Below are 22122 nucleotides of genomic sequence, written 5' to 3' on the forward strand. Positions count from 1 at the left end.
ACACCGCGTCACCCGACCGGGTCGCCCCCTGCCCGCCGCGCCTCACCCGGCCGGAGCACCCCCGCGCGCACCGAACCGCGCCGCCCGGCCGGAGAGGCCGGAGCCCGGAGAGGCCGGAGACCCGAGAGGCCGGAGAGCACGACGGGGCGCCGGAGGTCCGCCCCACGGCCGATGGATGCGGCCCGCGGACCTCCGGCGCCCCGGAAGCCATGTGAAAGGTGCTGAGAACGCCGGAACGGTGCAGCCGCCCCGGCGGCGGGTCAGCCCTGCTTCGGCTGCTTGCGCGACTTGTCGCCGGCGATCACGAGACCCGAGATGACCAGGAACACCACGAGCGGCAGGGCCACGTACAGGCCGAGCGTCTCGCCCACGCTTATCCCCGTGCCCGGGTCGTCGCCGTCGTCGCGGATCACCGCGAGCGCGGGAGACGTCATCAGCAGCATCATCAGCGCAGATCCGGCCGTGACGGCGCCGGCGCGCAGAGCGTTCTTCTTGTCCACGGTGCAAACGTAGCGAACCCCTAAACGAGGCGCGCGCCCGGGGGTGCCGTACGGGGGCTCGCACCCTCCCGCACCGCGCCCAGCAGGGCGTTCGCCCGGGGCGAGGCCGTCAGCGCCTCCAGGGTCAGGGGCCGGCCCGCCGCGTCCGCGAGCGGGAGCCGCCAGTTGGGGTACTGGTCCCAGGTGCCCGGCAGGTTCTGCGGCCGCCGGTCCCCCACCGCGTCCGGCAGCCACACGCCGACCAGCCGGGCCGGGGTGCGCAGCAGGAAGCCGTACAGCGCGGCCACGGCGGCCTCCTCGCCCTTGGTCTCGAAGCCGAGCCCCGCCAGCACGTCCAGCCACTCGGCGGTGTCGGCGGCGTCCTCGGCGCGCTCCCGGTCGAGCGGGCGGGTCAGCAGCCCGAGCCGGTCGCGCAGCTCCACGTGGGCGCCCGCCAGCTTGGCCGCGGTGGGCGGCAGGTCGTGGGTGGTGGCGGTGGCCAGGCAGTCGGCCCGCCAGCGGCCGGGGGCCAGGGGCCGGCCGTCGCCCGCCCAGTCCCGTTCGAACCACAGCACGGAGGTGCCCAGCACCCCGCGCCGGGCCAGCGCCCGGCGCACCCTCGGCTCCACCGTCCCGAGGTCCTCGCCGATGACGAGGGCGCCGGCCCGGTGCGCCTCCAGGACCAGGACCGCCAGCATCGCCTCGCCGTCGTACGCGACGTACGCGCCCTCGGCGGGCGGCACGCCCTCCGGGATCCACCACAGCCGGAACAGGCCCATCACGTGGTCGATGCGCAGGGCCCCCGCGTAGCGGAACACCCCGCGCAGCAGCGCCCGGAACGGCGCGTACCGGGTGGCCGCGAGCCGGTCGGGCCGCCACGGCGGCAGGCTCCAGTCCTGGCCGCGGGCGTTGAAGGCGTCGGGCGGGGCGCCGATGCTGGCGCCCGCGGCGTACAGGGGGGCTCCGCAGAGGGCCGAGCCCTGCGGGTGCACCCCGACGGCGAGGTCGTGCACGATGCCGACGGCCATGCCGGCCGCGCGGGCGGCCTCCTGGGCGGCGGCGAGCTGGCCGACGGTGAGCCAGACCAGCCAGCGGTGGAAGTCGGCGCGCTCCTTCGGGTCCTCCCCGGCGTGCCCGGCGCACCAGTCGGCGTGCACGTCCAGCTCCGGGCCCTGCTCGGCGCAGAACTCCCGGTAGGCCGCCTCCCGTTCGGCAGTGCGGGGGACGGCGTACAGCAGGTCCAGCGCGGCCCGCTTGAGCTCCCAGACGGCGTCCCGGTCGATCAGCGCACCCTTCTCCAGCACGGCGCGGCGCAGTTCGGCGCCGCGGGAGGCGAGGCCGGCGAGGGCCTCGGCATCGGGACAGTCGGCGTACTCGGGGACGTCCTCGATCCGCAGGTGGACGGGGTCGGGGAAGCGGCGGGTGGACGGCCGGTACGGGGAGGGGTCGGTCGGCTCCCCTGGCACGGCGGCGTGCAGCGGATTGACCTGGATGAACCCGGCGCCGTGGGTGCGGCCGGCCCACCGGGCGAGGTCGGCGAGGTCGCCGAGGTCGCCCATGCCCCAGGAGCGCTCCGACAGCAGGGAGTAGAGCTGGACGAGCAGCCCGTGGGCCCGCTCGGGTCCGGCCGGGGCCCGCTCGGGGGCCACGATCAGCGTGGCGGTGCCGGCGCGGCCGTCGGGGGTGCGGGCATGCAGCGTGTGGACGCCGAGCGGCGGGACGGTGCGCGGGTCCCAGTCGGCGCAGGCTGCCGGGGCGGCCTCGTCCGCCGGACCGGCCGCGGCCGGATCCGCCGGATTGCAGGGCGCCGACGGGTCGGAGTCCGTCATCTCGTCCGGCTCCAGCCGCAGGCGGGTGCCCGGCGGCAGCGCGGCCAGTGCGGCGGGGGGCGCCGAGGCGGCCCAGTGGACCAGGACCGGCGGCAGTAGGCGCTCCGCGACGGCCGCTTCCGCCCGGGCCAGCTCGGCCCGCACGTCCTCGGGGGTGTCGGTGCACACCCCCAGCTGCCCGAGCACCGCGGCGACCGTCGCCCGCGGGACCGGGACGCTGACGCCCTCGGCGGGCTCGTAGGTGGTGGCGACGCCGTGCAGGGCCGCGAGCCGGGCCAGTTCGTCCATGTGTGTCCCTAGTGTCCCTGGGTCTGGTCGCCTGCGGCGGCCGCCGCGGCGGAGGGGGTGGGCTCGCTCGTCAGCGGAAGCCCGTCGGCGAGCGGCGGCTCGCTGGTCAGCGGCGCATGGGCCGACCCGGCGAGCGGGGGCTCGCTGGTCAGCGGCCCTTCCCCGGGCCCGGCCTGGGCGGGCAGGTGGGCGAGGAGCGGGGTGCGGTCGGTCACTGCGGTGTCCACTGCGGCGTCGGCTTCCACGGGGGATTGGCTCCTTCGTCGGTACGGGGTTTGAGGGTGGGTCAGGTGGGCCAGTGCCCATGGAACACCGCCGGTCGACATCGCAGCCATACCCAGCGCACCGCCCGGCATTCCTGGCGGTTCCGGGTCAGAACACCCGCCCGCATTGACACTCCGGCCGCACGGGTGGTGGGCTCGGGCTCATTCGTACGAGCGGGTGACACCTCGGCACGAGGAGGCTTGGTGCAGCTCAGGGGCAGGAAGTTGGCCACGGCTGCGGCCGCTGCCGTGATCGGGACGCTGCTGAGCGGGTCGTCGGTGGTCACCGGTCCTCCCGGGGCCCTCACCTCCCCGACCGCGCCGGATCCGGCCGGCGGGCCCGCCTCCGGGTCCCCTGCTGCCGCGGGGGCCTCCGGCGCCGCGGCGGCTCCGCTGCTCGACCCCGGGGCGCTCGCGCCGCGGACCGCCGCCGAGGGCCCCGCCGTGTGGCCGCGCCCGCAGTCCATGGCCGCCGACGCGGCGCGCGAGGTCCCGCTGGGCGGGCAGGCCGTGCTCGTCGCCGCCCCGGACGCCGACCCGTACGCGGTCGGGCTGGTCCGCACCGCCCTGCGCGCCGCCGGCGTACGGACCCTGCACGAGCCCGCGCCCGGTGCGCCGCTGCCCGAGCACGGCACCGTCGTACGACTCCAGGGCCCCGGAGCCGAGGAGGCGCTGCGCGCGCTGGGCGCCGCCCCGGCCGGGGACCTGCCGAACGGCGGCTACCGGCTGGCCGTCGGCAAGGCCGCCGGGCGGGACACGGTCGCGCTGTCCGGCACCGGCGAGGACGGGCTGTTCCACGGCGCGCAGACACTGCGCCAGCTGCTGGCCGCGGGCGCGGGCAAGGTGCCCGGGGTGCTCGTGCGGGACTGGCCGGCCGCCCCGGTGCGCGGGATCACCGAGGGGTTCTACGGGCAGCCCTGGACCCAGGAGCAGCGGCTCGCGCAGCTGGACTTCATGGGCCGCACCAAGCAGAACCGGCTGCTGCTCGCCCCCGGCAACGACCCGTACCGCACCACCGAATGGCGGGCGGAGTACCCCCAGGAGCAGCAGGAGGAGTTCCGGGCGCTGGCCGAACGGGCCCGCGCCAACCGGGTCGTGCTCGCCTGGGCCGTGGCGCCCGGCCAGTCGATGTGCCTGGCCTCGGCGGCCGACCGGGCGGCGCTCGCGCGCAAGCTCGACGCGATGTGGGACCTCGGCTTCCGCGCCTTCCAGGTGCAGTTCCAGGACGTGAGCTACAGCGAGTGGGGGTGCCGGGCGGACCGCGTGCGGTACGGCAAGGGCCCCGCGGCCGCCGCGAAGGCGCACGCCGAGGTCGCGGGCGAACTGGCCGCCCACCTCGCCGAGCGGCATCCGGGCGCGGCACCGCTGTCGCTGCTGCCGACCGAGTACCACCAGAACGGCGCGACCACGTACCGCACGGCGCTGGCCGAGCGGCTGGACCGGCGGGTGGAGGTCGCCTGGACCGGCGTGGGCGTCGTGCCCCGCACCATCACCGGGAGGGAACTCGCCGGGGCGCGGGGCGCCTTCGGCGAGCACCGGCTCGTCACCATGGACAACTACCCGGTCAACGACTGGGACCCGGGTCGGATCTTCCTCGGCCCGTACACCGGCCGGGAGCCGGCGGTCGCCGGCGGCTCGGCGGCCCTGCTGGCCAACGCGATGCCGCAGGCCGAGCTGTCGCGCATCCCGCTGTTCACCGCGGCCGACTTCGCCTGGAACCCGGGCGGCTACCGGGCCGGCGACTCGTGGGCCGCCGCCGTCGCCGAGCTGGCCGGGCCGGACCAGGCCACCCGGCGGTCCCTGGCCGCGCTGGCCGGGAACACCGCCTCCTCCGGCCTGGCCCAGCAGGAGTCCGGGTACCTGCGGCCGCTGATGGAGGAGTTCTGGCGCGGGCGGGCCGCGGGGGACGCCGCCGCCGGGGAGCGGCTGCGGGCCGCCTTCACGGCCATGCGGGAGGCGCCCGAGCGGCTGGCCGGCCTGTCCGGGGTCTCCGACGAGGCCGGGCCGTGGCTGGCGCGGCTCTCGGCGTACGGGACGGCCGGGGAGCTGGCGGTGGACCTGCTGCGCGCCCAGACCCGCGGGGACGGGGCGGCGGCCTGGCGCAGCGCCCGGGCGCTGGCCGAGGCGCGCCGCAGGCTCGCGGCTCCGGGCGACTCGGCGCCGGGCGGCTCGGCCCGGGTGGACGCGTCCGTCCTGGACCCCTTCCTCGCGAGGGCCGTCGCCGAGGCGGACGCGTGGACGGGCGCCGCCCGGGCGGCGGGCACCGTCTCCCACGAGCCGGGCGCCTGGACGGTGAAGCTGGACGGGGTGCGCCCGCTGTCGGCGGTGACCGTGATGACGGACCCGCTGCCGGCGGGGGTGCGGGGCGCGGCGGTGGAGGCCCGGGTGCCGGGCGAGGGCTGGCGGAAGGTGGCCGACGCGGCCCCGTCCGGCTGGACCCAGGTCGACGTCGGCGGGCTCGGCGCGGACGCGGTCCGGCTGTCCTGGGCCGGGGAGGCGCCGGTCGTCCACCAGGTGGTGGCCTGGCCGGCGGACGGGCCGGAGGCGTCCTTCGAGCTGCCGGATGCGGTGGACGTGGAGATCGGCGGGCCCGCGCGCACGGTCTCGGCGGAGCTGTCCGCGCTGCGGCCCGGCGAGGTCCGGGGGCCGCTGGCCGCGGCCGCGCCGGCCGGGGTGGAGGTGCGGCTGCCGGGCGAGGTGCGGGCGCCGCGGGGGACGCGGGTGACGGTGCCGGTGTCGGTGAGGGTGCCCGCGGGCACGGCGGCCGGCAGCTATCGCGTACCGGTGGCGTTCGCCGGGCAGACGCGGACGCTGACGGTGCGGGCCGTGCCGAAGACGGGCGGGCCGGACCTGTTCCGCTCGGCGCGGGCCTCGTCCTCCGGGGACGAGACGCGGTCCTTCCCCGCCTCGGCGGCCATCGACGGCTCGGCCACGACCCGGTGGTCGTCCCCGCCGGTGGACGGCGCCTGGTGGCAGGCGGAGCTGGCCGCTCCGGCCCGGGTCGGGCTGCTGGTGCTGCACTGGCAGGAGGCGTACCCGTCGGCGTACCGGGTGGAGACGTCCGCGGACGGCGTGACGTGGCGTCGCGCGGCCACGGTGACGGGCAGCCGGGGCGGCCAGGAGTCCGTCCGCCTGGACGCGGCGGAGCCGGCCCGGTACGTCCGCATCACCTGCGAGCGGCGGGCTACGCGGTACGGCTGCAGCCTCTTCTCGGCGGAGGCCTACGCGGTGACCCCCTGACCGTGCCGCCCCGACGGCCCCTGGGGCGGGGGCCGTCGCCTCAATCGCCGGCGGGGCTGGGCGGGTGCCCCCCCGGCCGGGGCCCGTCCAGCCGGCCGCGGCTCCGCGTCGCCTCAAGCGCCGGCGGGGCTGGGCGGTGTCCCCAGGCTCGGGGGTGCCGCCGTCCGGCTGCGGCTTCGGGGCGCCTCAAGCGCCGGCGGGGCTGGCGGCGGCCCCCGGGCCGGGGTCCGCCCGGTCGGCTGCGGCTCCACGGCGCCTCAAGCGCCGGCGGGGCTGGGGGTGGTGCCCTGGGGCGGGGTCGGTTCGGTGGGTGGGGCGCGGCCACTCCGGAGGTTCGTCTCGGCTCGCGGATCCTGGCCGCATCCGGTACGCCCCCGGCGGTGACCGCTCATCCTCGACTCACCACCGCAGTGTCCACACCCCACCCGCCCAGCCGACCGGCCCCGCGCGGCCCCAGGCGAAGCCAGCACCCAGCCCACGCGCGCATCCGGGCTCAACCACCCCCACCCGGCGAAGCCAGCCCCGCCAGCGGTCGAGGCGAAGCGGGGTCGGCGCCCCCAGGCCGACCCAGGCCCGGAGGCCACTGCCAGCCCCGCCGGCGATTGAGGCGGCGTGGCCCGTGGACGCGGAGCGTCAGGAGGCGGCGGTGCGGGCGAGGGCGTCCTGGGCGCCGTAGGGTTCGAGGTACGGCATCCACCGGGGGTCCCGGTGCCCCGTGCCGATGATCCGCCAGGCCAGCCCGGACGGCGGAGCCGGCTGGTGGCGCAGGCGCCAGCCCAGATCGACCAGGTGCCGGTCGGCCTTGACGTGGTTGCACCGGCGGCACGCCGCGACCACGTTGTCCCACACGTGCTGCCCACCCCGGCTGCGCGGGATCACGTGGTCGACGCTCGTGGCGACGCCGCCGCAGTACATGCAGCGGCCGCCGTCGCGGGCGAACAGCGCGCGGCGGGTGAGCGGAACGGGCCCCCGGTAGGGGACCCGCACGAAGCGCTTGAGCCGTACCACGCTGGGCGCGGGGACGACCCGTGTCGCGCTGTGCAGAAAGGCGCCGGATTCCTCCAGGGAGACCGCTTTGTTCTCCAGGACGAGGACGAGCGCGCGGCGGAGCGGTACGACGCCGAGAGGCTCGTACGACGCGTTGAGGACCAGGACGTGCGGCACGGACTGCCTCCTTGTACGCCGGCGGCGCGTGGCTCGCGCCGGGACGATCTGCTCTCAGTCTCTCCTTACGGCTGGTCGAAGCGCCACCACGCGCCCGTAACGGGTCGGAGGTGTTTTCAACCACACTCCCTTCATCCCCAGGTGAGCCTGGTCTCTCCCTCGAACACGACAACGGGGTCACACGAATGCCCCGTTAGTGTGGTTGGTCTGCCCCGCACTTCCGTCCGCGAGCAGACCGCTACACCTGGAGGTACCCGCCGTGTCCTGGCCGCCCGCCGTCCTGCTGCCCCTGGCCGCCGACGCCCCGGACCCCACCGCGTCGGTGAAGGAGGCTCACGAGAGCGTCACGAACGCCGCCAGTTTCATCGAGGAGAACTGGGCCGGATGGCTGTACCTGGGCCTGCGGATCCTGCTGATCGTGGTGATCGCGGCCGCGCTCCGCTCGGTGGTGCGCAAGTCGCTGACCAAGCTGATAGGACGGATGAACCGCGGCGCCGAGGCGGTCGAGGGCACGGCGCTGGGCGGGCTGCTCGTCAACGCCGAGCGGCGCCGGCAGCGCTCGGAGGCGATCGGCTCGGTGCTGCGCTCGGTGGCCTCGTTCCTGATCCTCGGCACGGCGAGCCTGATGGTGCTCGGGGCCCTGGACATCAACCTCGGCCCGCTCCTGGCGAGTGCCGGTGTGGCCGGTGTGGCGATCGGTTTCGGTGCGCGGAACCTGGTGACGGACTTCCTGTCCGGCGTGTTCATGATCCTCGAGGACCAGTACGGCGTCGGGGACAAGATCGACGCCGGGGTGGCCTCGGGCGAGGTCGTCGAGGTCGGCCTGCGCGTCACGAAGCTGCGCGGCGACAACGGTGAGATCTGGTACGTCCGCAACGGCGAGATCAAGCGGATCGGCAACCTCAGCCAGGGCTGGGCGACGGCGGGCGTGGACGTCCAGGTCAAGCCGTCCGAGAGCCTCGACCGGATCCGCGAGGTGGTCAAGGACGTCGCCGACGGCATGGCCAAGGAGACCCCGTGGGCCGAGCGCCTGTGGGGCCCGGTGGAGGTGCTGGGCCTGGAGGAGGTGCTGCTGGCCTCGATGACGGTGAAGGTGTCGGCCAAGACGATGCCGGGCCAGCAGTTCGCGGTGGAGCGGGAGCTGCGCTGGCGGCTGAAGGAGGCCTTCGACGAGGCCGGGATCGGGATCATCGGCGGGCCGGCCGCGGCCGCCGATGAGGAGGAGGCCCCGGCCGATGCGGCGGCCGGCGTGGCCGCGCCGTCGGCCCTGGCGAACCCGTCCTCCCCGCAGTCGCAGGCCGTGGCCCCGATACCGCAGCCCGCCTCGCCCCGTATCACCAAGTAGGCCGGTTTTCTCTTTCTGCCCCGCTGCCCCCGCAGGTTCTTTCCTGCGGGGGCAGCGCCATTGACAGCGCCCGATAACTGAAAGGAAACTTACCTAATAGTTTGCTTGTGCCCCGCACGCGTCGCCGAGAGGACGGAGTGCCCGCATGGCCGCCGGTACCACCCCGGGGACACCCGGTCGCCCGCGCGCCCTCGCCGACCGCCCCGCACCGGACGTGCCGGCGAGCGGGGTGCGGGAGAGGGGGCCGGGCGCGGGCATGGAGCCGCCGGTGCCGCTGCGCACGCCGACGCCCCGGGCCGCGGCGGCCTCCCGCGGCCCGGCCGCGGCACCGGGCCCGGCGCCGCCCGCGACTGCTCCTCCCCGCTCGGCCGGGGAGGAGCAGGTCGACCGGGCCGCGGCGCTGCTCCGGCGGGCCGCCGCCCGGCCGGAGGGGGCGGCCCTGCGGCTGCTGCGCGGGCGCGGCCACGCCACCGCGCCGGCGCCCGGCCCCGCCTCGCCGGTGTCCGTACCCGCCGCCGCCGGAGCCCCTGGCCCTCTCCGCCGCGGCGACCGACGCCTGCGGGAACGTCCGGCGCGGGCTGGTCGAACCCGAGCCAGCCCCACCCGGCCCCGTCCCGCCCGCGCCCGGTGTCCGGGACGCTACGCGAACGGCCCGTGCTGCGCGGGGCCCCGGAAAGCGCCCCCCTCACCACCACCCGGGACGGCCTCTTCGCCACGTCGACTCCCCGCACCCCCGCCCTCGCCTGGGCCTGGCCTCCGACAGCCCCGGCCCGAGGCCGGCCTCCGATAGCCGCCGGCCGGGCCGCGGGCTCGACGGGGCCGCCGCGGGCCGGGGTCGGCAGCCCCTGCCGCGGGTTCGGCCCGCGCCTCGGTGCCCGGTCGCTTCCGGTCGGCAGCTTCCGGCTCGCCGGGGGCTCCGGGCCCGCCGGCCCTTCCAGCCCCCCCGGGCGATTGAGGCGCGGGGGGCCGGGGCGGCGCCCCGGAACCGGCTCCGGGGCCCACCCCGTACCGCCCGCACACCGGTACCACCCGCTCCCCCGTTCCGCCGCGCACGCGCCCCCGCAGAGAGCGAGTCCCGCCATGCCGAAGCACCGCCCGCACCGCCGTCCCCGCGCCGCTGCCGCCGCCTCCGCCCTGGCCGCCCTGTCCGCGCTGTCCGTGCTCGCCACCGCCTGCACGGGCCAGAGCCGCACCGCCGCCGACGACGACCCGTCCAAGGAGGTCACGCTCACCTTCTGGCACGGCTGGTCCGCGCCCGGCGAGACCAAGGCGATCGAGGAGGGCATCGCCCGCTTCGAGCGGGCCCATCCGAACATCAAGGTCAGGGCCACCGGCAACATGACCGACGACAAGATCAACCAGGCGCTGCGCGCAGGCGGCGACAAGGCCCCCGACGTGGTCTCCTCCTTCACCACCGACAGCGTCGGGAAGTTTTGCAACTCGGGCGCCTTCGCCGACCTGAACCCCTTCCTGCAGAAGTCCGGCGTCGACAAGGCCAAGGTCTTCCCCGCGACGCTGCTGGAGTACACGCAGTTCAGGGGCAACCAGTGCACGCTGCCGCTGCTGAGCGACGCGTACGGCCTCGTCTACAACAAGGACGCCTTCAAGGCGGCCGGCATCACGGAACCGCCGAGGACCTGGAGCCGCTTCGTCGAGGTCGCGCAGAAGCTGACCCGGGCCGACGGGGACTCCTACGCGCAGCTCGGCATCATGCCCACCTACCACGGCTACGAGACCAAGCCCATGCGCCTGGCCGCCCAGTGGAGCCCGACGTACTTCGGCCCGGACGGCAGCTCCAACCTGGCGAAGGACCCGGCCTTCGCCAGGATGCTGACCGCGCAGAAGGAGCTGGTCGCGGCGCTCGGCGGCTACGAGCGGCTGGAGAAGTACCGCAGCACCTTCGGCGACGAGTGGAGCGCCGAGCACCCCTTCCACCGGGGCAAGGTGGCCATGCAGGTCGACGGCGAGTGGCGGGCCGCGATGGCGAAGGAGGCCGGCGTCCCGTTCGAGATCGGTACCGCGCCCCTCCCGGTCCCCGACGAGCAGGCCGCCGACTACGGCAAGGGCTACCTCTCGGGCACGGTCGTGGGCATCGCCTCGGGCAGCCGGAAGCAGAACGCGGCCTGGGAGCTCGTGAAGTACCTGACCACCGACACGGAGGCGGTCGTGGCGTTCGCCAACGCCATCCACAACGTGCCCTCCACGCTGGCCTCGCTGGAGTCCCCGAAGCTGGAGGTGACCCCGGAGTTCAGGACGTTCATCGACATCGCCCGGCACCCGAAGTCGAACACCACTCCGGCCCAGGCCGACGGCGGCACCTACCAGCTGACCTTCGAGGAGTTCGCGTACGGGGTCGAGAAGGGCGCGGTGGCGGACGTCCCGGCCGGCCTGGCCAGGACCGCCCGGCAGATCGACACGGACATCGCGAAGGCGAAGTGACCCCGATGGCCCTGCCTCCGCCCCCGGACCCGCACGCGCCGCCGCACCCGCACCCGCACCCGCACCCGCCGTACCCGCCCTCCCGCGCCCTGCGGGCCAGGCGCCGCCGGGCCGCGCTGCGGACCGGCGCCTTCCTGTCGCCCTGGCTGATCGGGTTCGGCGTGTTCTTCGCCTACCCGCTCCTGTCCACCGTGTACTTCGCCTTCACCCGCTACGACGGCTTCCGACCGCCGGCGTTCAACGGCGCGGACAACTGGACGTACGTGTTCACGGACTACCCGCTGTTCTGGCCGGCCCTGCGCAACACCCTGTGGCTGGTCGGGGTGACGGTGGCCTGCCGGGTCGTCTTCGGCCTCGGCATCGGCCTGCTCGCCACCCGGATCAAGAGGGGCGCCGGTCTGCTGCGCACCCTCTTCTACCTGCCCTACCTGGCGCCGCCGGTGGCCGCGACCCTGGCCTTCGTCTTCCTCCTCAACCCCGGCACCGGCCCGGTCAACGACCTGCTGGAGGGTGCGGGGCTGCCCGCGCCCGGCTGGTTCACCGACCCCGACTGGTCCAAGCCCGCACTCACCCTGCTCGCCCTGTGGGGGGTGGGCGACCTGATGGTCGTCTTCACGGCCGCGCTGCTCGACGTGCCGAAGGAGCAGTACGAGGCCGCCGAGCTGGACGGCGCCGGGCCCTGGCAGCGGTTCCGGCACATCACCCTGCCGAACATCGCGCCGATCGTGCTGTTCGCGGTCGTCACCGGGATCATCCAGGCCATGCAGTACTACACGCAGCCGCTGGTGGCCGGAAAGGTCGCGGCCGGGGTCATCGGCGGCTCGGGACAGCAGTTCGAGCCGGGCTATCCGGACCGGTCGACGCTGACCCTGCCGCAGGTCGTCTACAACCTCGGCTTCCAGCGCTTCGACTACGGGGCCGCCTGCGTCGTCGCGCTCGTGCTGTTCGCCCTGTCCATGGCCTTCACCGCCCTGCTGATGCGCCGCGGCAGCGGGCTGCTCGGGGCGGGTGGGCACTGATGGACCGAGCCGTGACGGCCCGCACCGCCGTGCTGCGGTGGATCGCCGTCCACTCCCTCGCCGTCGCCGCGGCCCTCTTCTTCGTCCTGCCCTTCGTCTTCCTCCTGCTGACCTCCCTGATGGGCGACCAGCAGGCGCTGACCCGCGACCTGGTCCCCCGTACGTGGGAATGGGGCAACTACGCGAAGGTGTGGCACACCCCCGGGTTCCTGACGTGGTGGCGCAACACCCTGCTCTACGCGGGCCTGGGCACGCTGCTGACCGTCGTCTCCTCGGTGCCCGTCGCGTACGCCCTCGCCGTCTTCCGCTTCCGCGGGCGGCGGCCGGCGCTGCTGCTGGTCATCGCCATGATGATGCTGCCGCCGCAGGTCGTCGTGGTCCCGATGTACCTGTTCTGGGCCAGGCAGCTCGACCTGTCCGGCACCCTGTGGCCGCTGATCGTGCCGATGGCCTTCGGCGACGCCTTCTCCGTGTTCCTGCTGCGCCAGTTCCTGCTGACCATCCCCCGGGCGTACCTCGACGCGGCCCGGGTCGACGGCTGCGGGGAGCTGCGGACCCTGCTGCGGGTCGTGGTGCCCATGGCGCGGCCGGGGATCGCGGCCGTCGCCCTGTTCCAGTTCTTCGCCGCCTGGAACGACTACTTCGGCCCGCAGATCTACGCCTCGGACAACCCCGCCGCCTGGACGCTCAGTTACGGACTGGAGTCCTTCAAGGGGGCGCACCACACCAACTGGAACCTCACCACGGCGGCCACCGTGCTCGTCATGGCCCCCGTGATCGTCCTGTTCTTCCTCGCCCAGAAGGCCTTCGTCGAAGGCGTCACCCTGACCGGAGTGAAAGGCTAGCGACCCGTGACCATGAAACTCGCCGTGGTGGGGGGCGGTTCCACCTACACCCCCGAACTGATCGACGGCTTCGCCCGGCTCAGCGACAGCCTCCCGGTCGGCGAACTGGTGCTGATCGACCCCGCCGCCGAGCGCCTGGAGACCATCGGCGCGCTGGCCCGGCGCATCCTCGCCCGGCAGGGCCACCCGGCCCGCGTCACCACCACCGCCGACGTCGACGCGGGCGTGGCCGGCGCCGACGCCGTCCTGCTCCAGCTGCGCGTCGGCGGGCAGGCCGCCCGGCTGCGCGACGAGACCTGGCCGCTGGAGTGCGGCTGCATCGGGCAGGAGACCACCGGCGCCGGCGGGCTGGCCAAGGCGCTGCGCACGGTCCCGGTCGTACTGGACATCGCCGAACGGGTCCGGCGCACCAACCCGGACGCCTGGATCATCGACTTCACCAACCCCGTCGGGATCGTCACCCGGGCCCTGCTGCGGGCCGGGCACAAGGCCGTCGGCCTGTGCAACGTCGCCATCGGGCTCCAGCGGAAGTTCGCCCGGCTGCTCGGCTGCGCGCCGGGCGAACTCCACCTGGACCACGTGGGCCTGAACCACCTCACCTGGGAGCTGGGCGTGCGCCGGGGCGGGCCGGGCGGCGAGGACCTGCTGCCGCGGCTGCTCGCCGAGCACGCGGACGCCGTCGCCGCGGAGCTGCGGCTGCCGCGGGCGGTGCTGGACCGGCTGGGGGTGGTGCCCTCGTACTACCTGAGGTACTTCTACGCCCACGACGAGGTGGTGCGGGAGCTTGGCGAGAAGCCGTCCCGGGCCGCCGAGGTGGCCGCCATGGAGCAGGAGCTGCTCGCCCTGTACGAGGACCCGGCGCTGGACGAGAAGCCGCAGCTGCTGGCGAAGCGGGGCGGGGCCTTCTACTCGGAGGCGGCCGTGGACCTGGCCGCGGCGCTGCTGGGGAGCGGCTCCGGGGGCGCGGGGACGGGCGCGGACGCGGGCGGGCGCGGCGGGCCGTCCGTGCAGGTGGTCAACACGCTGAACAACGGGACCCTGCCGTTCCTCCCGGACGACGCGGTGGTCGAGGTGCAGGCCCGGGTCGACCGGGCCGGGCCCGTGCCGCTGGCCGTGCCGCGCCCGGCGCCGCTGTACGCGGGGCTGATCGGGCACGTGGCGGCGTACGAGGACCTCGCGCTGGACGCCGCCCTGCGCGGGGGGCGCGAGCGGGTCTTCCGGGCCCTGCTGGCGCACCCGCTGGTCGGCCAGATCGACGCGGCCGAGGGGCTGACGGACCGGCTCCTGGCGCACAACAAGGAGTACCTGCCATGGGCGTGAGCGCGCCCGTGCGCCCGGCCCGGCAGGCCCGGCCGACCCGGCCCGCCGTGCTCGCCGTCGACGCGGGCAACAGCAAGACGGACGCCGCGCTGATCTCGGCGGACGGCTCGGTGCTCGGCACCGGGCGCTCCGGCGGCTTCCAGCCGCACCGCACCGGCATCGGGGCGGCCGTGGACGTCCTGGCGCAGGCGGTGGAGGAGGCCGCGGCGGCGGCCGGGCTGGCGCCCTGCGCCCCCGGGGACCCGTACGCCGACCAGGTGGTGGCCTGCCTGGCCAATGCCGACTTCCCGGTGGAGGAACAGCGGCTCGCCGAGGCGCTGGGCGCGCGCGGCTGGGGTGCGGCCACCCTGGTCCGCAACGACACCTTCGCGATCCTGCGGGCCGGGCTGGCGGCGGCGGAGCGGGCGCAGGAGGTTCAAGGGCGACCCGGGGGGAGGGGGCCGCGGGGGGTCGCGGTGGTGTGCGGGGCGGGGATCAACTGCGTGGGCATGCTGCCCGACGGGCGCACGGCCCGCTTCCCCTCGGTCGGGACGATCTCCGGCGACTGGGGCGGCGGCGGCCACCTCGCGGCGCAGGCCCTGTGGTGGGCCGCCCGGGCCGAGGACGGCCGCGGCGGGCCCACCGGGCTGGCGGCGGCGCTGCCGGGGCACTTCGGGCTCGGCTCCATGGCGGCGCTGATCGAGGCGCTGCACCTGGGGCACATCGCGGCGGCGCGGACGCACGAGCTGGTCCCGGTGCTGTTCGCGGTGGCCGCGGAGGGCGATCCGGTCGCCGCGGCCCTCGTGGAGCGGCAGGCGGACGAGGTGGTGGCGCTGGCGTCGGTGGCGCTGGCCCGGCTGGAGCTGCTGGACGAGGAGGCCCCGGTGCTGCTGGGCGGCGGGGTGCTCACGGCCGGGCACGCCCGGCTGGACGCGCGGATCGCGGCGGGGCTCGCCCAGCGGGCACCCCTGGCCCGGGTGTCGGTGGTGTCGGCGCCGCCGGTGCTGGGCGCGGCGCTGCTGGGGCTGGACGCGCTGGGAGCACCGTCGGATGCGCAGGCGAGGCTGTGTGACCGGTTCGGGTGAACCTGCCCGGGGCGGCCGCGCGTCGGGAACCGCGGCGGGGCGCGGGGGCGTATTGACGGTGAAGGGGTGGCGGGCTGCCGCGGGGCGGTGGATCTTCCGGATCCGGCACCGGGTGCTGTGGTCGGCCGCCGCTCCGGCCATACTGCTGCGATGGGGGTAGCTCCCGGCCACGGCCGGGGGACGTCAGGTGCTAGGGGGAGGTCACGGTGGCCGTCACATCACGCGCGCCCGCGCCCGGCGGGGTCGCCGGGCCGCCGGCGGCCCCGGCGGGGTCGCTGCCGGGCCCGCCGCGGCCCGCCACGGCCTGGGCCGAGGGCGTGGAGCGGCTGCGCGCGGCGGCCACCACCGAGCCGGGCCGGCTGCGCATCATCGGCGCGGTCCTGGCCGCCCTGGTGCTGCTGTTCGGCGCGGTGACGGTGTGGCAGATCGCGGACCGGGTCGGCGCCGCGGAGGACGTGGTGGGCCGCAGCCAGCCGCTGAGCGCGGACGCGGCGAGCATCTACCGTTCGCTGGCCGACGCCGACACGGCCTCCTCCAGCGGTTTCCTCGCCGGCGGGGACGAGCCGCGCGAGGTCCGCCAGCGGTACGAGAAGGACATCGCCAACGCCTCGCGGCTCCTGGTGAACGCGGCCGCCAACACCCGCGCCGACGAGGAGTCCCGCAAGCAGATCGCCCTGCTGGGCGAGCAGCTGCCCCGCTACACCGGCCTCATCGAGCAGGCGCGGGCCACGAACAGGCAGGGCCTGCCGCTCGGCGGCGCCTACCTGCGGTACGCCAACGAGCAGATGAGCACCCAGCTGCTGCCCGCGGCGCAGCGGCTCTACGAGGCGGAGACGAGCCGGCTCTACACGGACTACGACGACGCCCGCTCCCTGCCGCTGGCCTCGCTCGGCGCCGGGCTGCTCGCCCTGGCCGCGCTGGCCTGGGCACAGCGGCGCAACTACCACCGCACGAACCGGGTCCTCAACCACGGCCTGCTCGCGGCGACGGCGGCCGCGACGGTGGTCCTGCTGTGGCTGGCCGTGGGGCACGCGGTCGCGCGGTCGGACCTGGCCGAGGCGCGCGCCGGCGGGCAGGAGTCGCTGAAGGTGCTCAACGACGCCCGGATCGCCTCGCTCCAGGCGCGGGCCAACGAGAACCTGACGCTGATCGCCAGGGGCGCCGTCCTCGCCGCGGACAAGAAGTCGGACAAGTACGACGTGGACTTCGCGGCCGACATGAAGGACCTGGACGCGGGCCTGGCGAAGGCGCTGCGGCTCGCCGACGACGACAGCGGGCGCGAGCCGGTCGCCCGCGCGGCGGACGGCGTACGGCAGTGGAAGCAGCGCCATGCGGCCGCCCGCGAGACGGACCTGAAGGGCGACTACCAGGACGCGCTGCACCAGGTCGTCGGGGACAAGGACCACAAGGACAGCAGCGGGGCCTCGTTCGACACCGTGGACGCCTCGCTGGAGCAGGCGCTGGCCCACGAGCAGAAGGAGTTCACCGGTGCGGCCCGGGACGGGCTGGGCGCGCTGGGTGGCTTGGAGACGGGTTCGGCGGCCCTGGCGGTCGTCGGCGCCGCGGCGGCGCTGCTCGGCATCGGGCGCCGGCTTTCGGAGTACAGGTGACAGCGATGCGGATACGCGTGGGGCGCGAGGACGGACACCGCGGCGCCGGGGACGGCGGGGCCGGCGAGGAGGCCCGCCCGTCGGGGCTGCGCCGGATCGCGGGGCGGCTGCGCGGCTGGGGCGGGGTCAGCGCGATGGCCGCCGCCTGCGCGGTGACGGCGGCGGCGGTCCTGCTGCCGCTGGCCCAGGCCGCCCCGGAGGCCGGGCGGCCGGCCGTGGTCCACGAGCCCGGGGCGGTGGCGGTGGCCCCGCAGACGCCGTGGACCCTCACCGACACCTGCCAGGACCCTGAGGCGAGCCTGCGCCCCTCCGCGGTGGACGGCCCGACGATCGAGCGGATCCGCAAGGCGGGCAAGCTCGTCGCGGGCGTGGACCAGAACAGCTTCAAGTGGGGGTACCGCAACCCGGTCGACGGCCGCCTCGACGGTTTCGACATCGCCCTGGTCAAGGCCATCGCCAAGGACATCCTGGGCGACGAGAACGCGGTCATCTACCGCGCCATCCCGACCAGCCAGCGCGTCCCCGCCCTCCAGGACGGCCGCGTCGACGTCGTCGTGCGCACCATGACGATCAACTGCAAGCGCCTGGAGGACGTCGCCTTCTCCACGGCGTACTTCGAGGCCGGACAGCAGGTCCTCGCCCCCAAGGGCTCCCCGATCACCGGGTACGACGCCTCGCTGAAGGGCCGCCGGATCTGCACCGCGGCGGGCTCCACGGCCGAGACGGCCCTGAAGGCCCAGTCGTACGGGGCGGTCGCGGTCAGCGTCCCCAACCAGCTGGACTGCCTGGTGCGGCTCCAGCTGGGCGAGGTCGACGGCATCATCACCGACAACGCGCTCGCGGCCGGGCAGGCCGCGCAGGACCCGTCGGTGCGCCTCGTCGGCTCCCCGTTCACCAGGGAGTTCTACGGGGTCGCCATGAACAAGGAGGCCACCGACCTGGTGCGGCGCGTCAACAAGGTACTGGAGAACTACCGGGCCGGCGGCGACGCCAGCCCCTGGATGCAGGCGTACACCACCCACCTCAAGCCCGTGCTGCCCGGCGTGGCCGGGCCGCCCGCACCCAAGTACCGGGACTGAGCCGGGTGGTGCGGGCACGGCCGGTGTGCGGGGCAGAATCGGGGGCCGGTGTCGGGGAACCCGATCCGGAGGACGGGACAGCGGAGGCGGGGCCGGTGGAGGCACGGTCGTACGAGGCGCAGTCGTGGGAGGCGCGCCCGGCGGTGATGGACCGGGACGAGGTCGACCGCGCCCTGGCCCGGCTGGGCGCGGAGCACGAGGCCGTCGAGACCTCGCTGCTCGCGCTGCAGGACCACGCCGGCCGCCGGCTGCTGGAGGGCGCGGAGCTGACCGGGGTCACCGCGCAGCGGTGGAGTGCCGCCGACGCCGCCATCACCCGCCTGTGGAGGTACTTCGAGGCCTACAGCGGGGCGCTGGAGGCCGCCCGGGAGATCCGTGAGCGCCGCCGCCGGCCCTCCCGCGAGGACCTGGCCGAGCTGACCGAGCGGCTGCGCGGGCCCGGCGTGCTGATCGCCGGAGCCGCGGCGGAGGGCGGGGCGCTGGCCGAGCGGCTCTCCCTCGCCGATCTGGTGGCCCGGATGAACGAGCTGTACGCGAGCTCGCTGGACGTGGTGGTGGCCGCCGACTCCGTGTGGTCGGCGCTGCCCGCCCGCATCGACCTGCTCGCCGCCGAGCTGCGCCGCACCCGCTCCCTGGCGCATTCGGTGGGCGTCCGCCCCGGCGAGCACCCCTCCGGGGACGTCCTGGAGGCCGTCACCGCCGAGCTGGCGGAGCTGCGGGCGCAGGTGATCGCGGATCCGCTGGCGTTCTGGCAGCCCGTCTCGGGCAGTTCGGCGCCCGGCGGGGGCCGTCCGGACACCGCCCGCTACGACCGGGCCGCGCTGGCGCTGGAGGACGTACGCCGCGAGATCGAGGCGGTGCTGGCGGTGCGGCAGGACGCCGAGCAGCGGCTGATCGGCCTGCGGGACGTGCTCTCGCGGGCCGACCGCACGCTGGCCGAGGCGCGGGCGGCGCGCACCGAGGTGCTGGCGAAGATCGCCGCGTCCGAGGTGCCCGCGGTCAGCGGCCCGCCGACCGCGCTGCAGGAGCAGCTGGCCCTGGCCGCCGACCACCGGCGCAACGCCCGGTGGCACCGGCTGTCGCCGCTGCTGGAGGCGCTGGAGGTGCGGGCCGAGGAGGAACTGCGCCGGGCCCGCGAGTCGTTGACCGCGGTGACGGCGCCGCTGGCAGTCCGTGCCGAGCTGCGGGGCCGGCTGGACGCGTACCGGGCGAAGGTGGTCCGGCACGGGCTGGCGGAGGACCCGCTGCTCGTCGAGCGGTACGACGCGGCCCGCCGGATGCTGTGGAGCGCCCCGTGCGATCTGCGGGCCGCCGAACAGGCCGTGCTGCGCTACCAGCAGGCGGCCGCCGAGGCACTGGCCCCGCAGCAGGACCGGCCCGCGGGGCCGGGGAAGGAGGACGCATGAGCCTGGTCGGAAGCGCGTGCGTTCGCCCCGGCTGCCCGGGGGCGTACGAGGACATGGGCGGCGGCGAGGTGTACTGCGACACCTGCGGCCTGGCCCCGGTCGGGGCCGTCTCGGCGGGGGCGCAGGAGCTGGTGTCGCCGCCGACGGGGATGACGAGCCCGGCGCGCCACACGGACCCGCGGGGCTCGCAGGGCTCCCGGGGATCCGGGCGGTCGGGGCCGTCGTCGGCGGCCTCGGCGTCGGGGCGCTCCTCCCGGTCCTCGCGCTCCTCCCGCTCCTCCTCCTCGCGGCGCTCGGTGTCGGGCCGGCTGGCGGGCGTGTCCTCCACGCGGTCGGTGTCGGTGCGCAGTTCGGGTTCGGCGGCCGGCGGCTCCGGCCGCAGCCGGCTGGGGGCCGGGCTGGTCAACGTACCGGAGGTGCCGCGCCCGGATCCGTCCGCGGCGGTGCTGGTGAACCCGGAGGTGCCCGAGCGCAAGCGGTTCTGCTCGCGCGCGGACTGCGGGGCCCCGGTGGGGCGGGCGCGCGGGGACCGGCCGGGCCGGACGGAAGGGTTCTGCACCAAGTGCGGGCACCCCTACTCCTTCGTGCCCAAGCTGCGGCCCGGCGAGGTCGTGCACGGCCAGTACGAGGTCGCGGGCTGCCTGGCGCACGGCGGCCTCGGCTGGGTGTACCTGGCGGTGGACCGGGCGGTCTCCGACCGGTGGGTGGTCCTCAAGGGCCTGCTGGACACCGGCGACCAGGACGCGATGGCCGCGGCGATCTCCGAGCGGCGCTTCCTCGCGGAGATCGAGCACTCCAACATCGTGCGGATCTACAACTTCGTGGAGCACCTGGACCAGCGGACCGGTTCGCTGGACGGGTACATCGTCATGGAGTACGTCGGCGGCAAGTCGCTGAAAGAGATCGCCAACGAGCGGCGGCGCCCGGACGGCCGCCGCGACCCGCTGCCGGTGGAGCAAGCCTGCGCGTACGGGATCGAGGCGCTGGAGGCGCTCGGGCACCTGCACAGCAGGCACCTGCTGTACTGCGACTTCAAGGTCGACAACGCGATCCAGCAGCAGGACCAGCTGAAGCTGATCGACATGGGCGCGGTGCGCCGGATGGACGACGACGAGTCGGCCATCTACGGCACGGTCGGCTACCAGGCGCCGGAGGTGGCCGAGCTGGGCCCGTCGGTCGCCTCCGACCTGTACACGGTGGCGCGGACCCTGGCCGTGCTCACCTTCGACTTCCAGGGCTACACCACGGTGTTCGCGGATTCGCTGCCGGACCCGGAGCACATCGAGGTGTTCCGGCGGTACGAGTCCTTCTACCGGCTGCTGGTCCGGGCCACCGACCCGGACCCGGGGCGGCGGTTCTCCTCCGCGCAGGAGATGGCCGACCAGCTGACGGGCGTGCTGCGGGAGGTCGTGGCGCTGCAGACCGGCCTGCCGCGGCCGCAGATCTCCACGCTCTTCGGGCCGGAGGTGCGGGTCCCCGACACCCGGCTGTTCGCCGACACCGGCGGTGCGGAGGTCTCCCGCCTGGGGGCGCGCGCGGTGCCGGCGACCGGGGCGGCGGGGCTGCTGCCGGGCCGGTTCCGCCGGTTCGGCGCGCTCGGAGCGCGCGGCCGGTCCTGCGGCGCCGCGGCTGCGGCCGCTGCGGCTGCGGCCCCTGTGGCACTGGGCCCGGCAGCGGGTCCGGCGGGGGCTGTGCAGGCCCCGGCAGCCCCTCACGTACCCGCACCGCGCCCGGCCGCGGGGGCGGGGGCGGTGGCGCTGGCGGGGGCGGTGGCGGCGGCGGCTGCCCCGGCGGAGCGGCGCACCCGGCTGGCTCCGCTCGACACCCGGGACATGGCGCTGGCCCTGCCGGTGCCGCTGGTCGATGCGGGCGACCCCAACGCCGGGTTCCTGGCGGGCCTGCTCGCCTCCGCGCCCGCCGACCTGCTGGGCGCGCTCGGCACGGCTCCCGCCGACTCGGCCGAGCTGCGGCTGCGGGAGCTGCGGGCCCGGCTGGAGCTGGGCGAACTGGACGCGGCCTGTGCGGTCCTGACGGACCTGGAGGCGCAGCACTCCGACGACTGGCGGGTGGTGTGGGCCCGCGGGATCGCCTCGCTGGCCACCGGGGACGACGGGATCGCGGCGCTGTCGTTCGACGCGATCTACGACGCCTTCCCCGGCGAGCCCGCGCCGAAGCTGGCCCTCGGGCTGTGCGCGGAGGTGCTGGGGCAGTTGGACAACGCCGCCGAGTACTACCGCCTCGTGTGGAGCACCGATCCCGGGTTCGTGAGCGCGGCGTTCGGCCTGGCCCGGGTCCAGCTCGCCGTCGGCGACCGCGATGCGGCGGTGCGCACGCTGGAGTCGGTGCCCGAGGCCTCCATCCACTACACCGCCGCACGGGTGGCGGCCGTACGGGCACGTCTGCGCGACCGCTCTCCCGAGGAGGCCCTGCTGCCCGACCTGACGGCGGCTGCCGCGCAGGTGGAGGCGCTGGAGCGGTTCGGGCTGGACGCCGTGCGGCACGAGCGGCTGTCGACCGAGGTTCTGGGCTCGGCCCTGGACTGGGTACTGTCGGGTAGCCGGGGCAGTGACCCCGGCAGGACCACGCTGCTCGGCAGTCAACTGGACGAGCGGGGCCTGCGCTTCGGGTTGGAGCGCTCGTACCGCGTACTCGCCCGGCTCGCGCAGCGCGGTGAGGACAGGATCGAACTGGTGGAGCGGGCAAACCGTTTCCGCCCCCGGACGTGGGTGTGA

General features: G+C 75.9%; 15 protein-coding genes. 11 read left to right on the plus strand and 4 right to left on the minus strand.

Annotated features, from left to right (window positions below; translation table 11 throughout):
* Positions 1–260: 260 nt before the first annotated feature.
* Genes AB0953_RS14685 through AB0953_RS14695 form a run of 3 tightly spaced genes read right to left on the minus strand, consistent with a single transcriptional unit; the run spans position 261 to position 2811 of the window.
* Complete coding sequence (locus AB0953_RS14685) at positions 261–500, minus strand: hypothetical protein (RefSeq protein WP_366859822.1); 240 nt, start codon at positions 498–500, stop codon at positions 261–263.
* Positions 501–520: 20 nt separating this feature from the next.
* Entirely contained in the window at positions 521–2596 is a 2076-nt protein-coding gene (locus AB0953_RS14690) for a 4-alpha-glucanotransferase (RefSeq protein ID WP_366859823.1), read from the minus strand.
* 8 nt (positions 2597–2604) lie between these two features.
* Complete coding sequence (locus AB0953_RS14695; RefSeq protein WP_366859972.1) at positions 2605–2811, minus strand: hypothetical protein; 207 nt, start codon at positions 2809–2811, stop codon at positions 2605–2607.
* A 252-nt stretch (positions 2812–3063) separates the two neighbouring features.
* Here AB0953_RS14695 and AB0953_RS14700 point away from each other — a divergent pair, with 252 nt between their 5' ends.
* On the plus strand, positions 3064–6099 hold the full coding sequence (locus AB0953_RS14700) for a beta-N-acetylglucosaminidase domain-containing protein (RefSeq protein WP_366859973.1): 3036 nt from the start codon (positions 3064–3066) through the stop codon (positions 6097–6099).
* 633 nt (positions 6100–6732) lie between these two features.
* On the opposite strand, the gene AB0953_RS14705 is transcribed toward AB0953_RS14700, so the two are convergent.
* Positions 6733–7263: an HNH endonuclease gene (locus tag AB0953_RS14705; protein WP_366859824.1), complete on the minus strand. Its 531-nt coding sequence runs from the start codon at positions 7261–7263 to the stop codon at positions 6733–6735.
* A gap of 283 nt (positions 7264–7546) precedes the next feature.
* On the opposite strand from AB0953_RS14705, the gene AB0953_RS14710 reads away from it, so the two are divergent.
* The 10 genes from AB0953_RS14710 (at position 7547) to AB0953_RS14755 (ending at position 22122) form a co-directional block, all read left to right on the plus strand.
* A complete protein-coding gene (locus tag AB0953_RS14710; RefSeq protein WP_366859974.1) occupies positions 7547–8608 on the plus strand; it encodes a mechanosensitive ion channel family protein in 1062 nt (353 codons plus the stop codon).
* A 1080-nt stretch (positions 8609–9688) separates the two neighbouring features.
* Positions 9689–11047, plus strand: coding sequence for an ABC transporter substrate-binding protein (locus tag AB0953_RS14715; protein WP_366859826.1), 1359 nt, complete (start codon positions 9689–9691; stop codon positions 11045–11047).
* A gap of 5 nt (positions 11048–11052) precedes the next feature.
* On the plus strand, positions 11053–12066 hold the full coding sequence (locus AB0953_RS14720; RefSeq protein WP_366859827.1) for a sugar ABC transporter permease: 1014 nt from the start codon (positions 11053–11055) through the stop codon (positions 12064–12066).
* A complete protein-coding gene (locus AB0953_RS14725) occupies positions 12066–12911 on the plus strand; it encodes a carbohydrate ABC transporter permease (RefSeq protein WP_366859828.1) in 846 nt (281 codons plus the stop codon). The genes AB0953_RS14720 and AB0953_RS14725 overlap by 1 nt, the downstream gene beginning before the upstream one ends.
* A 12-nt stretch (positions 12912–12923) precedes the next feature.
* Complete coding sequence (locus tag AB0953_RS14730) at positions 12924–14231, plus strand: 6-phospho-beta-glucosidase (RefSeq protein WP_366859975.1); 1308 nt, start codon at positions 12924–12926, stop codon at positions 14229–14231.
* A complete protein-coding gene (locus AB0953_RS14735) occupies positions 14222–15295 on the plus strand; it encodes a BadF/BadG/BcrA/BcrD ATPase family protein (protein WP_366859829.1) in 1074 nt (357 codons plus the stop codon). The genes AB0953_RS14730 and AB0953_RS14735 overlap by 10 nt, the downstream gene beginning before the upstream one ends.
* 317 nt (positions 15296–15612) lie before the next feature.
* Positions 15613–16905: a hypothetical protein gene (locus tag AB0953_RS14740; protein WP_366859976.1), complete on the plus strand. Its 1293-nt coding sequence runs from the start codon at positions 15613–15615 to the stop codon at positions 16903–16905.
* A 134-nt stretch (positions 16906–17039) separates the two neighbouring features.
* Complete coding sequence (locus AB0953_RS14745) at positions 17040–17984, plus strand: glutamate ABC transporter substrate-binding protein (protein ID WP_366859977.1); 945 nt, start codon at positions 17040–17042, stop codon at positions 17982–17984.
* Positions 17985–18130: 146 nt separating this feature from the next.
* Complete coding sequence (locus AB0953_RS14750) at positions 18131–19390, plus strand: hypothetical protein (RefSeq protein WP_366859978.1); 1260 nt, start codon at positions 18131–18133, stop codon at positions 19388–19390.
* A complete protein-coding gene (locus AB0953_RS14755; protein WP_366859830.1) occupies positions 19387–22122 on the plus strand; it encodes a tetratricopeptide repeat protein in 2736 nt (911 codons plus the stop codon). The genes AB0953_RS14750 and AB0953_RS14755 overlap by 4 nt, the downstream gene beginning before the upstream one ends.

The organism is Streptomyces sp. NPDC046866, assembly GCF_040704625.1.
Taxonomy (GTDB): domain Bacteria; phylum Actinomycetota; class Actinomycetes; order Streptomycetales; family Streptomycetaceae; genus Streptomyces.